This window comes from Ruminococcus sp. 210702-SL.1.03 (genome assembly GCF_020559915.1).
Classification (GTDB): Bacteria; Bacillota; Clostridia; order Oscillospirales; family Ruminococcaceae; genus YE71.
The window spans coordinates 82,448-96,147 of sequence record NZ_JAJCLZ010000003.1 but is presented as its reverse complement, the minus strand read 5'-3'; the positions used below and the strand labels follow the sequence as shown (position 1 = coordinate 96,147).

The following is a 13,700-nucleotide window of genomic DNA, read 5'->3' as shown; positions in this document are numbered from 1 at the left end:
ATACTTTGCTATTTTTTTCAACCATAAAACTTAAATTTACGAAACTTCATCGCTTTACACAAATCCATGCAAATATTTTTGTTTAAATCAACTATGGTTGTAACTATTGTAAAGATGTTAAATATATTTCAAACGTTTTTGTGAAAATGTACAAAATCAAATAACAAAATATTCATAAAATAGAAGCGTTCCGAAATATTTTCGAAACGCTTCTCATCACAATAATTTCTTTGATAAATATTACTTATTCTTGAAGATATTGAAAATATCGTCGTAGTAAGTAGGATTATCAGCAGCCTTCACGCCTGCTCTGCTCATAGCCTCAGCGTTCGCCTTCTTGTCGTCAGCAGCGTTCTCAGCGGGTGCGGCAGCCTTAGCGGCATTCTGTGCAGCAGCCTTTTTGGAAGCAGCGCCGTCAAAATCAGCAGCGATAACGGTAACGTAAACCTCGTCCTTCATCTCGCTGTCATAGCCGTTACCGAAGATAATCTCAGCGTCCTCGTCAACAGCCTCAGTGATGGCGTTGGTCAGCTCGTCGATCTCGTCTACTACGATGTCCTCGCTCATAGTGATGTTTACGAGCAGTCTCTTAGCGCCGGCAATAGCAGTCTCAAGCAGGTCGCTCTTGATAACCTGAGCTACTACCTCGGCTACCTTATCCTTGCCCTGTGCGTGGCCGATAGCCATGTGAGCGTAGCCTGCGTTCTTTATAATAGTAGTAATGTCGGCAAAGTCAACATTTATATCGTCGTGTCTTGTGATTATCTCGGCAATGGAGATAACATCGGTCTTGAGCACCTCATCAGCAAGCGCATACGACTGGCGCATGGTGAGCTTCTGACCGCTTGCAAGCAGGTTCTGGTTAGGGATAACGATGAGCGCGTCAACGTTTTCGAGCAGCTGAGCAATACCCTTTTCGGCCTTTTCCATCTTCTTAGCGCCTTCAAATTTGAAAGGCTTGGTAACTACAGCGATGGTAAGCTTATCCATATCGTGAGCTATCTGTGCAACTACTGGGGCTGCGCCTGTGCCGGTACCGCCGCCCATGCCTGCGGTGATGAATACCATGTCTGCGTCCTTGATAGCTTCGGTTATCTCGTCCTGGCTCTCCTTAGCGCTCGCTTCGCCAACTTCGGGCTTTGCGCCTGCGCCCAAACCGTGAGTAAGCTTCGAACCTATCTGTATCTTCTCGGGAGCTTTGGAATTTTTCAGAGCCTGTATATCGGTGTTGATCGCTATGTAATCAACGTTTCCAACTATACCTGTATCGGCAATGCAGTTTAGCGCGTTTCCGCCGCCGCCGCCAACGCCGATCACTTTGATCTTTGCACCCTCGATAGGTGCTTCAACATATTCGTATGCCATGTTCAACATCCTCCTGCCAACTGCATTTTTACTTTGTATTGTGCGCCGAAAAGCTTTATCTCCGCGCTTTATGTGGACGCAACTGTCCAAAAATGAGCACAATAATAGTTATACTTTTATATTATCACAAATTCTGATAAATGTAAAGCGCAAAAGTACAATGTCGCAAAATTTTTACGTTTCTCACAATTCACCGCCGATTTTCTAACTGCCAATTGTGCATTTTTCCATTGTCAATATCCGTAATTTACGCCCGTATCGTCGCTGTAACCGCCGTCGTCGTAATCGTAGGAATATCCGTCGCCGTTGTCGTAGCCCCAGTTCTGATCGGTGTAGTCCTGATTGCCCTGATCGTAGCCGGTATCGTAGTTCTGATCGTACTGGTCGCCGTAACCCCAGCCATTGTCGGTAGTGGTATCGGTGCTGCTGTCCGCCGAGCTTGCAGTACCGTCGGCGTAAGCTTCTGCTGCCGAGCTGTCTGCGCTGCTTGAGCTGTCCGCCTTGCTCGAGGTCTTGCTGGGAACGTCTGCCTGCTTAGGTATAGCCGAGATACCGCTGTCGATACCGTTGTAGCGCAGCGTGCCCTCGTAGCTTTCGGGCAGTCCCTTATCCAGCACCGTCTTTATGTAGGTCAGCTTTATGTCAAGGTCTACCGAGCTGCCGAGCTGTATCTCTATCCTGTTGTCGTAATTCAGCTTTATATCCGTGCGGTCGGTGATGTCGATCTTTTTGATATTTTTCATGCCGAGGCTGTTCATGCGGTCGAAAAGGTCGCCGAGTATCTCGGTCTTTTGCGCGTCGGTTGACTCGGCTTTGTCGCCCGCCGTTTCGCTTTTCAGCTCGTAGCCCACTACCTCGGGCAGCTTCGTATTCACGCGCTCGGGGTTTGCCGAAAGCACCCTGCCCGACTGCGATACCGTGCACCAGCCGCTCTTAGTCTTTATATCCGCCGCTTCCTTCGCCTGCGTTATCGTCACGCTGAGCGAGTCGGGGTAGTGCTTTTCTACCGTAACGTCGTCAACATACACTAAGCTTTTTTTCAGCCTGTTTGCTATGAAGTCGGTATTTAGCCTTATGAGGTTCTGCCCATCTGCCATTCCGCCGACGAACTGTATCTGCTCGGCGGTGTAGAGGTCGGTGCCGCTGACCTGTATGTTCTGCGCGTTAAGCCCGAAAAATACGTTCACACTCAGCAGTGCGGCAAGCGCCGCCGCTATCGAAACACCCAGCGTAAGGTACAGGTTCAGCACGCCCGTTCTTTTTCTGTGGTGCGCCGCGGGCGACATATACGCCGTCGGCGGCGGATAATTTTTCCTTTCGTTATCTCTGCTATCCTGCATATCTTTACTTTCCTTTTCATTCCCTTTCAGCCTTCGCGCCCAGTGCGCAAAGCGCCTTTTCTATTGATTCGTAGCCGCGGTCTATCAGCTCTACGTTCGCTATCTCGCTCACGCCCTCCGCAGCCGCTGCCGCCACGCATAGTGCCGCGCCGCCGCGCAGGTCGGGTGCTGAAACGCTCGCTCCGTAAAGCCGCTCCACCCCGCTGACCACCGCCACGCGTCCCTCTGTCTTGATGTCCGCGCCCATGCGCGTCAGCTCGTCAACGTGGCGAAATCTGTTTTCAAAAATTTCTTCTACAAATATCCCCGTGCCGCGCGCTTTCGCCATGCATGCCATCACGATAGCCTGCGCGTCAGTCGGGAAACCGGGGTAGGGCTGCGTTCTCACAGTGCGCACAGCTTTCAGCCGTCCGTTTGCCGCTAAGCACACGCCGTCGCCGCAGGCGCATATCCTGCACCCCGCCTGCCGCAGCAGATTTACCACCGCTTCTATGTCGCCCATACGCGCGCCGTGCAGGCTGACTTCGCCGCCGGTAGCCGCCGCCGCGCACATATACGTCACAGCCGCTATCCTGTCTGGCATCACCTCAAATTCACAGCCGTGCAGGTTCTCGCGCGGTACTCCCTCTACCACTATCCGCTGGCTGCCTGCGCCGCGTATCTTAGCGCCGCATAGGTTGAGGAAGTCGGCAAGGTCGCATATCTCAGGCTCGCGCGCGGCGTTTGAGATCACCGTTTCGCCCTTTGCGCACACGGCGGCAAGCATGATGTTCTCAGTCGCCCCCACCGATGGGAACGAAAGGTCTATCTGTGTGCCGCGAAGCCCGTTCGCACTGCGGCATATCAGCGCGCCGTGCTCCTCAGTTATCTTCGCACCGAGCTGCCTCAGCGCGGAAAGATGCAGGTCGATAGGCCGCGGGCCAAGCTCGCAGCCGCCGGGGAAACTCAGCGTGCACTCCCCCGCCCTGCCCAGCAGCGCGCCCAGAAAGATTATCGAAGAGCGCATCTGACGCATCAGCGAGTCGGAAACGGCGGTGCTTTCCAGCCCGCGCGTATCTATGTACACCTCGCCCGCCGCGCTGCGCCTGCATTTACATCCCAAGCTGCTCAGTATCCGCATAGCGGAGTAAACGTCTGAGAGCGAGGGACATCTTTTCAGCCGCACTTCGCCGTTCACCAGCACGCAGGCGCTCAGCAGGGGCAGAACGCTGTTTTTTGCGCCCTGTATCTCCAGCTCGCCGCTCAGCCTGCCCCCGCCCTCTATTTTCAGCTTTTGCATATCTCACACCTCGCAATGTCAATATGCTTTATAATATGCAAAAGACTGTCTTTCGGTGTATAGCGTCAGGCGTCGGGGTCGAAGGTTATAACGTCTGAAACGCTGAACCACGCGGGTATGGTAGGTATGCTTATGTGCTTGCCTATCTTTTTCTTAGTGCCGCTAGTTCTCAGATGCAGCGAAGTTATGGCGTCGTCGAACTGCTTGTCGTCCAAGCCGTCCTTATTTATAAGCACCTCTATCTTTACATCTTTGGTGCTGAAAGGCGGTATAACGTTAGAATCGCCGACGTATGTGGAATAAACTATGTGCGAGCTGAAATCGCCGCCGTTCGCTATAACGTAATCCTCGGCGGTCATCTCAAAAGGCGTGAAGTTTTTCGCCTTAAAAGCTATCGTGCAAATGCGGTAGCTGCTGCTCTTGTCGCTCGAAAGCGCCTCGATATTGTAAACGTAGCGGTTCGTCATAATGTCGGAGCGGTACTGTGTAGCGCCTGTTTTCGCGAAAATATCCTCGCTGCGGCAGCCGCTTTCGCCGTCAACTGCGTTAAATATCGGCGGGGCGAAGAACATTACCAGTACTATCGCCGCGACAATACATATAGCCGCCGTGATGAGCTTTTTGCGCGCAACGTATTTTCCACGAACCTTTACACCCTTGTTCAGCGTACTCTCAGCCTGCGGGTTATTGCGCCGCGCGGTAAATTCTTCCGAGAGCTTCTCGCCGTTTTCTTCCTCCGGCTCTTCCTTTGATTTCAGCTCAAAATCTTTAACGTGCTGCGCCCTGTCAAAATCAGCGCGCACCTTTCCCGAATAATCCTCCGCCCTAGTGTAGCGGTCGAAGGTATTGAGAACTTTTGTCTGGTTTTCGTCAAGATTATTAAGGTCGGGGGTCTTTATAGAATCCATAGATGGTTTTCTTGCCATATCTTAAACTTCCCTTTCAAATACGATACTGACTTTACTTGCTCGCCGCCTTTTCGATAAGCGGTGCTAGCGCCGAATATATCCTGTCATCGGTATCTTTAATGTATATGCGCGCTGCGTTTTCTGAGAGCGCAGCGAGCTTTTCGCGGTCGGCGAGCAGCTCTTTCACAATGCTTATCAGCTTTTCAGATGTAAAATCTTTCTGCTCTATAACTATCGCCGCGCCCGCCTTTTGCAGCACCATGCCGTTGTAATACTGGTGGTTGCCCGCAACTATCGGCGAAGGCACGAGTATCGAGCCGCGTCCCATAGCCTCAAGCTCGGTAAGCGCGTTCGCGCCGCAGCGCGAGATAACTAGGTCTGCCGCCGCCATGCAGGTAGGCATATTGTTGATGTATTCTTTTACCATAAGGTGCGGGTTGCCCTCCAGCGTCACGCCCTTATCGGCTAGGCATTTTTCAAACTGGGTAGACTTGCCGTTGCCGCCGTAAGAATGTATATGGTTTACGGTAACGCCCTCAGATTTGTACCATGCTATGAGGTCGAGCACGGCGGAATTTATCGCGCCCGCGCCCAAACTTCCGCCCGTAGAGAGTATGCAAACGGTGTCGTTATCAAAGCCCAGCTCGCGGCGCGCCTGCTCTTTTGTGATAGTCGAAAATCCGGAACGCACGGGCAGACCCGTAACGGTGTACTCTATCTTAGGGTCAAGATACTGCTTTGCTTCCTCTACCGTGAGCATGACCTTATCGGCGTACTTCGAGAGCAGCTTGTTGGTAACGCCGGGGTAGGCGTTTTGCTCGTGGATAGCGGTGAGTATGCCCATCTTAGCCGCCGTTCTCACCACCGGCCCCGCAACGTAGCCGCCCGTGCCGATAACCAGATCGGGCTTGAAATCGCCGATTATCTCGCGGCTGCGCGAGGTGGTCTTGGTAAGGCATTTCAGCGCGTGCAGATTGCGCTTGATATTTTTCTTATTGAGCTTTCGCTGAAAGCCCTCTACCTGTATCGGGTAAAATTTGTAGCCCGCCTGCGGCACAAGCTTTGCCTCAAGCTTTTCGGGGTTGCCCGCAAAGGCAAACTCCGCTTCGGGGTGGTGTTTTTTTATTATCTCTGCGATGGCGAGCGCGGGGTTTACATGACCCGCCGTGCCGCCGCCTGCAAGCAGAACTCTTAGCATTATCAAAGATCTCCCTTATGTAAAATTTATACAGACTGAGTAGGTTCGGCAGTTTTGGACGTATCCGCCGCAGAAACAGCCTTTACCGCGCGCTTTTCACCCGACCTGTATTTCAGATTTTGGCGCGAGATGCTGAGCAGTATGCCCATCTCAAAAAGCTGGAAAACCAGCGCCGTACCGCCCGCGCTGAAAAACGGCAGCGATATGCCCGTGTTCGGGAAAGCGTTTGAGGCCACCATTATATTTAGCAGCGCCTGCGAACCTATCTGTATAGTTATGCCCGTAGCCAGCAGCATACCGAAGCGGTCGCGGGCGTTTGCAGCTATCTGAAAGCCTTTTATAACGAAGAGCACGAAAAGCAGCACAACGATAACGCCGCCGATAAAGCCCAGCTCTTCGCAGATTATCGAGAAGATGAAGTCGTTCTGCGATTCAGGCAGGTAGAGGTATTTCTGGCGCGATTCGCCAAAGCCCAGCCCGAACCAACCGCCCGAGCCTATAGCCAGCAGCGATTCGTAGGTCTGGTGAGTCTTGTCTGATGGGTCGGAAAGCGGATTGCGCCAGCTTTCAAGACGGTCGGAAATGTAGCTGAAATTGCCGCCGCCCTTTATCACGAGTACGAGCACCATCAGCACGCCCGCGCCAGCGCATATCGCCATAAACCGCCAGAAAAATTTCGAGGGCATACCGCTGACGAACATCATTGATATACCGATTATGCCGATGAGCATTACCGCCGAGATGTGGCGCTGCATAGCAAGCACGCCGCAGACCAGTCCGAATATCACGATGAACGGTATGAAGCAGTGCTTCCAGCTGGTTTTCAGCTTTTGGGCATTTACGGATAATATGTAAGCAAATATGATGATAAACGCGATCTTCAGCAGCTCAGAGGGCTGGAATTGTATGCCCAAAAGGGTTATCCATCGCCGAGCGCCCGCCGTTTCTTGTCCGAAAAGCGCCGTATAGATACATAATCCTAACGAGCCTAGAAAAATAAGGTACGCAACCTTAGTATTGTAAAAGAAATTGTAATCGACGAAAGAGGTGATGAACATCGCGATAATGCCCAGCCCTGCGCACATAAGCTGTCTTTTCAGGAAGTAATAACCATCATTGTGCTCATTGAGCGCGGCGGCGTAGCTGGCGGAAAACATCATTATAAGTCCGAAAACCAGCAATATTACCACTATGAGGAAAAACGTTTTGTCAATCTCAGCCAGCACTATTCTGAACTCGGTCTTTTTTCTCTTTTGAACCTTAGCGCTTTTTTCACGCTTGTTTTTGGACAAAGATGCCAACTGTTCTCACTCCTTTTGTCAACTATTTCAAAATTATTCTCTCAGAATATGCCGCAAACGCCAGCGTTCCTGCGCCCGCGGCGGCGGTCATTGCCGAAAACAGCACTATGACCTTGTAAGTACTCCACTTTTTTGCCATAAGATGGCTGTGCAGCGAAGAGCCTTTAAGCAGAAATTTCCTGCTCTTTCGGTAGACCAAATACTGTACCGCCGAGCAAAGCGCGTCTGTCACGGCGGGCAGGGCGAGCAGAAGCATCGCAAATTCAAGCTCGCTGCAAAATGTCAGCATCGCCGCCGCAACAGCGCCGCAGAAATACCCGCCCGAATCGCCGCTTCTCAGCTTCGCGGGGGCAAGCCCCCATATCAGCGATGAAGCCGCCGCGCCCGCCGCGAGGTAGCCGAAAGCTTGCGCGGTATCGTCGGAGATAACGCCGCCCGCCGCCGCAAAAAGCAGCCCCGCGAGGAATATTTGCGCGGCGCAAAGCCCCTCGGCGCAGGTCGAGCCGTCTGTACCGAATCGGTTAAAATATTTATATGAATATATCAGCGCAGTCATTGCCGCCGCCATTACTGGGCAGAAAAGCGCGCCAAAATCTATCGTTCCAAGATGAAACGGCAACAGCACCGCAGTTTCAATTATTTGCATCCTTCGGCAGATCAGCAGGCAGACAAAGCTCGCGGCGTAGCACCAGCCCAGCTTAGCCGCCGCGCTCGCGCCGTAATTTTTGCCGAAAACGTCTGTCAGCAAGTCATCCACCGCGCCCGCAAGGGTCGCCAGCGCGATGAATCCGCAGGCTAGGTAAAGCCGCCTGCCGCCACCGCAAACAGCCGCCGCGGCAGATATGCCGAATGTCAGCACTATAAGCGCCGCCGCCCCGCCGAACGCAGGCTCAGAGCCGTCTGCCGAAAAACGGTCGCCGACATATGGGTCGTACCTGCCCGTTTTCAGCCGCCGCAGTAGGGGTATGCCCACCCTGCCGAGCGCCCAGCCCAGCACCATCTGCATGGCGAGAATGACCGAGATCTTACTCCAGAGCATTCACAACTTCTTCCAGCTTCATACCTCTGCTGGCTTTGAAAAGCACCGTATCGCCCTCGTGCAGCTCGGCTTTCAGCGCGGCTGTCATATCAGCTTTGCTCTCGAACCAGCGGCAGTTTTCCTCGGGCATACCCTTTTTCAAAGCGCCGTCAACGTAAAATTTCGCCTCAGTGCCGCAGCAGTAAAGCAGGTCTGCCGACGAAGCCGCAACGTATTCGCCCGCCAGCTTGTGCAGAGTGCGCGAATGTTTGCCCAGCTCCAGCATATCTGAAAGCACGGCAACGCGTCTGCCGCCCTCGCCGCAGGAAGACTGCGAAAGGGTCGAAAGCGCCGCCTTTATCGAGTCGGGCGCGGCGTTGTAGCAGTCGACTATAAACGTCATGCCGCGCGCCTGACGTATATTTTGACGTATGCCCTGCGGCTTGAATTCGCCGATGGCTTCGGCTATCAGCTCGGGGGCTATGTCTAGCACTCTGCCGACGCAAAAAGCCGCCAGCGCGTTTTTCACGTTGTGCTCGCCGGGGCAGTTCACCCGCGCAGGTATGCTGCCGTCCTTGTAATGTATGGTAAAAGACGAGCCGTTCTCGTCAGCCTTTATGTCGGCGGCGTATACATCGGCGGTCTTTTTCTTTATCGAGTAGAAAATTATCTCTCTGCCGTGGTGCGCTTCGATGTGCGAGAGCAGCTTGTCGTCCATCGAGAGTATCAGCGGTGCCATGTACTGCGCGCCGTCGAGTATCTCCATCTTGGCTTTAAGTATGCCCTGCTGAGAGCCGAGGTTCTCTATGTGCGAATGGCCGATATTGGTTATCACGGCAACGGTAGGCTCGCAGCACATCGAGAGCCGCGAGATCTCGCCGAAATGCGACATACCCATCTCGATGACCGCCGCCTGCGTTTCGCTGCTAAGGTTGAAAAGCGTCAGCGGCAGGCCTATCTCGTTATTGTGGTTGCCCTCGGTCTTTAAGGTGTTGTACTTTTTGGAGACCACCAGCGCTATCATATCTTTTGTGGTGGTCTTGCCGACGCTGCCCGTTATGCCGACCAGCGGTATATCGAACTTGCGCCTGTAATACGCCGCCAGCGTGAGCAGCGCGCGCTCGGTAGAATCTACCACTATGCACTTTGCGCCCTCTATCGCCCTCTCGGCTATCACCGCCTCAGCGCCCAGCTCGCAGGCTTTCGCGCCGTAGTCGTGGCCGTCGAAATTCGCGCCTTTCAGCGCTACGAATACCGAGTTCGGCTTTATCGTTCTCGTATCGGTAGATACTGAGGTTATCTCAATGTCGGCGGGGTAGCCGAAGCTGCCCTCTACTGCCTGAACTATTTCAGCTAATGTCATTTTTTCCATTACTTACCGACCTCTTTTCCTTTGTTTATCTATGCTTTGCAGGTGTCACTTGCCCTCGGCTGCCAGCTCCGCAAGCGCTTCGGCTACTACCTCGCGCTCGTCGAAATGTATCTTTACGCCGCCCGCAAGTATCTGGTAATCTTCATGACCCTTGCCCGCCAGCACTATTATATCGTCCTTTTCCGCGTGCTTTACTGCCCAGTGTATAGCCTCGCGCCTATCGGTCATGCGGATATACGGGGTGGTCTTGCCCTCGAGCCCTTTCAGCACGTCCTCGATTATCGCGTCGGGGTCTTCGTTGCGGGGGTTATCGCTGGTAACTATCAGAAAATCAGCGTTGTCCGCCGCCGCAGCCGCCATCTTCGGACGCTTGCCCGCGTCGCGGTTTCCGCCGCAGCCGAAAAGGCACTTTACCTTGCCCTTTGCGCCGTTGCGGATAGCTTTCAGCACATTTTCAAGTGCGTCAGGCGTGTGCGCGTAGTCGCAGATAACGGTGAAATCTCTGCCCGTAGGCACTACCTCAGCCCTGCCGCGAACGCCTTTCATAGTGTTCAGCTCGCGGATAACGGCTTTCGGCTCAAAGCCCAGCGTTTCACAGCAGGCGATGACCGCCAGCGAATTTGAAACGTTGAAAAGACCAGGCATCGCGAAATTCACGTTGTGCTTCGATTTACCGTCGCAGTAAACGTACTTTACTCCGCCCGCGCCGAGGGTTATATCCTCAGCGTAAAAATCAGCAGGCTCTGCCGCAGAAAACGTCTTTGCGGGACAAGTTATCTCGCGCAGATAGCGTCTGCCGTACTCATCGTCGATGTTGATCACAGCGGTATCGCATATGCCGAAAAGCAGCTTTTTCGCCTGATAATAATTTTCCATGCTGCCGTGCACGTCAAGATGGTCCTGCGTGAGGTTGGTGAAAACGCCGACTTTGTAGTGGCAGGGACCTGTTCTCTTCTGCGCCAGACCCTGCGAGGAAACCTCCATCACCGCGTATTCGCAGCCCGCGTCAGCCATTTTGCGCAGCAGCTCAAAAAGGTCATACGGCTCGGGAGTGGTGCGCGCGGTAGGCAGTATCTCTTCGCCTATCTCGTTCTGACAAGTGCCGATGAGTCCCGACTTTTTGCCGAAAGCCATCAGCGTTTTTTTCAGAACGGTGGTTATAGTGGTCTTGCCGTTCGTGCCCGTAACGCCTATCATAGTCAGCTCGCGCTCGGGGTTGCCGAACCATGCCGCGCAGAGGTGCGGGTAAAATTCGCGGGTGTTTTCAACTATTATCTGCTGAGCCAGCCCTAAGTCGCGCTCGCAGAATACCACCGCCGCGCCGCGCTTTACCATATCAGCCGCCGCGCTGTGTCCGTCGAAGCTGCCGCCCTTTATGCAGACGAAAGCAAATCCCTCCTTGGGGGTGCTGCGGGTGTCTGAGGTAACGCCCGTTATCTCAGTATCTCCCAGACCTCCGCACTCGATATCCAAGTCTTTTACAAGCTCTTTAAGTTTCATTTTATCGCGTCCTTAATATGATTATTGTGATTCTACCGTGTACTGCGCAAAGCTTACCGAGATAGCCGTGCCGACGGCTACCGTTCTGCCCGCCGTTTCGTTTGCTATGGCGTAGGCGTTCGCGTCGTTCGCCGCAGAGCCTTCCGCCGTCATGTTCAGGCCGTAGCTTTGCAGCAGCTGTTTTGCATATTCTTTTGAAAGACCCTCTACGTTCGGTACAGATACCGTTTCTTCGGGAGTGGTGTTATCGGTGTAAAACACTATCGTGCCGCCGCGCTCTATCGAAACGCCCGTTGGGCTTTGGCGCAGTACAGTGTCGCCGTCGCCTACTACGTTTACTTCAAGTCCGAGCGCGCTCATGGTCTGCTTCGCTTCGGAAACCGTGTGGTACTCTACGTTCGGCACGGAAACTTCCAGCTCGGCAAGCTCTTCATCAGTGTATTCGGGGAAAAAGCCTAGGTAGGGCAGAACTTCTGAAAGCACCTGAGTGCAAACGGGGGCTGCCACCTGGCTGCCGTAGAATTTCTCGCCCTGCGGGTCATCTACCATTACGAGCATGATGACCTCTGGATCGTCGGCGGGCGCGAAAGCGCAGTAGGACGAAACGTAGGTATTACCGGTAGCGTCAACATCTATCTTCTGCGAAGTACCCGACTTACCGCCTATGCGGTAGCCCTGTATGTACGAGTTAGAGCCGGTGTTGGTAGATACTACGTTTTCCAGTATCTCGCGCATAGCGGCGCTGGTGTCCTCTGAGATCACCTGGCGCTTTATAACGGGCTGGTAGTCCTTTACAACGTTGCCGTTGCAGTCGTAGATCTTGTTCACCACCTGCGGGGTAACGAGGTAGCCGCCGTTTATCGCCGCCGAATATGCGGTTATCATCTGTATAGGCGTTACCTTGTTGGTCTGTCCGAAAGATTCAGAAGCGAGGGCTACCTGACCCATGTTCTCGAGCGGCATATAAATAGCGTTCGATTCGCCGGGGAGGTCTATGCCCGTCTTTTCGGTAAAACCGTAAGCCTGCAAATATTTGAAGAAGCCCTCCATGCCCAGCCGCTGACCTATCTGTACGAAAGCGGGGTTGCAGGAGTTTGCCATAGCTTGCTGAAGGTTCTGCGCGCCGTGGTCGGTAGTAGACCAGCAGTTAAAGTCGCGGTCTTCGACGTGTATGGAAGTGCCGCAGCTGAAAACGTCCGTCAGCGTTATGGCCTTTTCTTCAAGCGCCGCCGAGCCTGTTATTACCTTGAATACCGAGCCGGGGAAGTACAGTTCCGAGATAGCCTTGTTCTTCCACTCGGTGCTCCATGCGTCTAGGCGTAGGTCTTTGTACTTCTGCGAGTTTTCGTCGAGCATAGCGAGCTTTCTCGCGGTAGCGTCGTCGCTTATCTCAGCAGGTTCATTGGGGTCGTAGCTGTAATTTGTCGCCATTGCGTAAACTTCACCCGTTTTCGGGTTCATGATTATGCCGCAGGCGCGCTCGGCAGGCTTGTTTTCGGAAACGCAGTCCGCCAAAGCTTTTTCCAGATAATACTGGATATTCATGTCGATGTTCAGATAAAGCGAGTCACCGTCCTGCGCGTCGTAGCTCTGCTTGTACTTATAAGGTATCTCGGTACCGTACTTATCGGCAGCAGTGACTATTCTGCCGTCAACGCCCGAGAGGTACTCGTTGTAGTAAGATTCCAATCCGTAAATGCCCTCGCCATCGTAATTGGTATGGCCTATCACGTTAGCGGCAAGGCTGTTCTGCGGGTAAAAACGCTTAGTAGTGGGGTCGCAGCGTATGCCGTCGAGCGAATTTTCGGTTAGGAACTTCTCTATCTTATCCGCGTCGGTCTTTTCTACCTCTTTTTTCATGATAACGTAGCGGCTGTTTTTATCGCTGAAATATCCCTCTATCTTGCTTTCGTCGAGGTCGAGGGTCTTAGCCATAAATTTCACGAGCGAGTCGTAAGTTTCCTGCGATGATTTACAGGCGTCGAGCTTTTCCTGATAGCCCGCGCGCTTTTTCTCGTCTGATTCATCGGCTATCGCCGCCTTGTACTCCAGTATCTTGTCGTCCTTAGCGTCGAGGTATTCCCAAAGCATAGCGCAGTCGGTATACACGGTGTATACGGTAGCGCTCTGCGCGAGCACCTGCCCGTTAGTATCGTAGATAGTGCCGCGCGAGGCGGAAACTGTGGTGCTGGTTATCTGCTGAGAATTGGCAAGCGTCTGCCACTTTTTGCTCTCTTTTACTGAAACCTTGAATATGCAGGCTACTGTGTATATTACTACTATCAGCATTATTACCGTCATCCACACCAGCAGGCGGCGGCGCATTCTTTCGCTGGGTCTGTCTGTCATGATATTTAAAGCCCTTTCCTTTCTTCTGCTATCTGGCTGTATGGTGTTTCCAAAAATTTATGTTTCAGCG

The 13,700-nt window shown here is 53.1% G+C and carries 10 protein-coding genes; all 10 read right to left on the bottom strand.

Annotation, left to right across the window (positions count from 1 at the left end; all coding sequences use genetic code 11):
- Window positions 1-240: 240 nt before the first annotated feature.
- The 10 genes from ftsZ to LI114_RS03115 all read right to left on the bottom strand — a co-directional run bounded on the left by ftsZ (window position 241) and on the right by LI114_RS03115 (window position 13,630).
- A complete protein-coding gene (ftsZ, locus tag LI114_RS03160) occupies window positions 241-1,365 on the bottom strand; it encodes a cell division protein FtsZ (RefSeq protein WP_227219272.1) in 1,125 nt (374 codons plus the stop codon).
- A 233-nt stretch (window positions 1,366-1,598) separates the two neighbouring features.
- A complete protein-coding gene (locus LI114_RS03155) occupies window positions 1,599-2,705 on the bottom strand; it encodes a cell division protein FtsQ/DivIB (protein WP_227219270.1) in 1,107 nt (368 codons plus the stop codon).
- A 16-nt stretch (window positions 2,706-2,721) separates the two neighbouring features.
- A complete protein-coding gene (gene murA / locus LI114_RS03150; RefSeq protein WP_227219267.1) occupies window positions 2,722-3,984 on the bottom strand; it encodes a UDP-N-acetylglucosamine 1-carboxyvinyltransferase in 1,263 nt (420 codons plus the stop codon).
- A gap of 65 nt (window positions 3,985-4,049) precedes the next feature.
- Window positions 4,050-4,910, bottom strand: a complete 861-nt coding sequence (locus LI114_RS03145) for a hypothetical protein (protein WP_227219265.1) — start codon at window positions 4,908-4,910, stop codon at window positions 4,050-4,052.
- Window positions 4,911-4,944: 34 nt separating this feature from the next.
- Window positions 4,945-6,090, bottom strand: coding sequence for an undecaprenyldiphospho-muramoylpentapeptide beta-N-acetylglucosaminyltransferase (murG, locus tag LI114_RS03140; protein ID WP_227219263.1), 1,146 nt, complete (start codon window positions 6,088-6,090; stop codon window positions 4,945-4,947).
- Window positions 6,091-6,116: 26 nt separating this feature from the next.
- The gene (locus LI114_RS03135) at window positions 6,117-7,391 is read right to left on the bottom strand and encodes an FtsW/RodA/SpoVE family cell cycle protein (RefSeq protein ID WP_227219261.1); all 1,275 of its coding nucleotides are present in this window, start codon (window positions 7,389-7,391) and stop codon (window positions 6,117-6,119) included.
- A 22-nt stretch (window positions 7,392-7,413) separates the two neighbouring features.
- Window positions 7,414-8,430 (bottom strand): hypothetical protein, encoded by a 1,017-nt coding sequence (locus LI114_RS03130; RefSeq protein ID WP_227219259.1) that lies wholly within the window; start codon window positions 8,428-8,430, stop codon window positions 7,414-7,416.
- Window positions 8,417-9,781, bottom strand: a complete 1,365-nt coding sequence (locus tag LI114_RS03125; protein WP_227219257.1) for a UDP-N-acetylmuramoyl-tripeptide--D-alanyl-D-alanine ligase — start codon at window positions 9,779-9,781, stop codon at window positions 8,417-8,419. Before LI114_RS03125 ends, LI114_RS03130 begins: the two co-directional genes overlap by 14 nt.
- Before the next feature lie 45 nt (window positions 9,782-9,826).
- On the bottom strand, window positions 9,827-11,281 hold the full coding sequence (locus tag LI114_RS03120) for a UDP-N-acetylmuramoyl-L-alanyl-D-glutamate--2,6-diaminopimelate ligase (RefSeq protein WP_022128307.1): 1,455 nt from the start codon (window positions 11,279-11,281) through the stop codon (window positions 9,827-9,829).
- 21 nt (window positions 11,282-11,302) lie between these two features.
- Window positions 11,303-13,630: a penicillin-binding transpeptidase domain-containing protein gene (locus LI114_RS03115; RefSeq protein WP_227219255.1), complete on the bottom strand. Its 2,328-nt coding sequence runs from the start codon at window positions 13,628-13,630 to the stop codon at window positions 11,303-11,305.
- Window positions 13,631-13,700 lie beyond the last annotated feature (70 nt).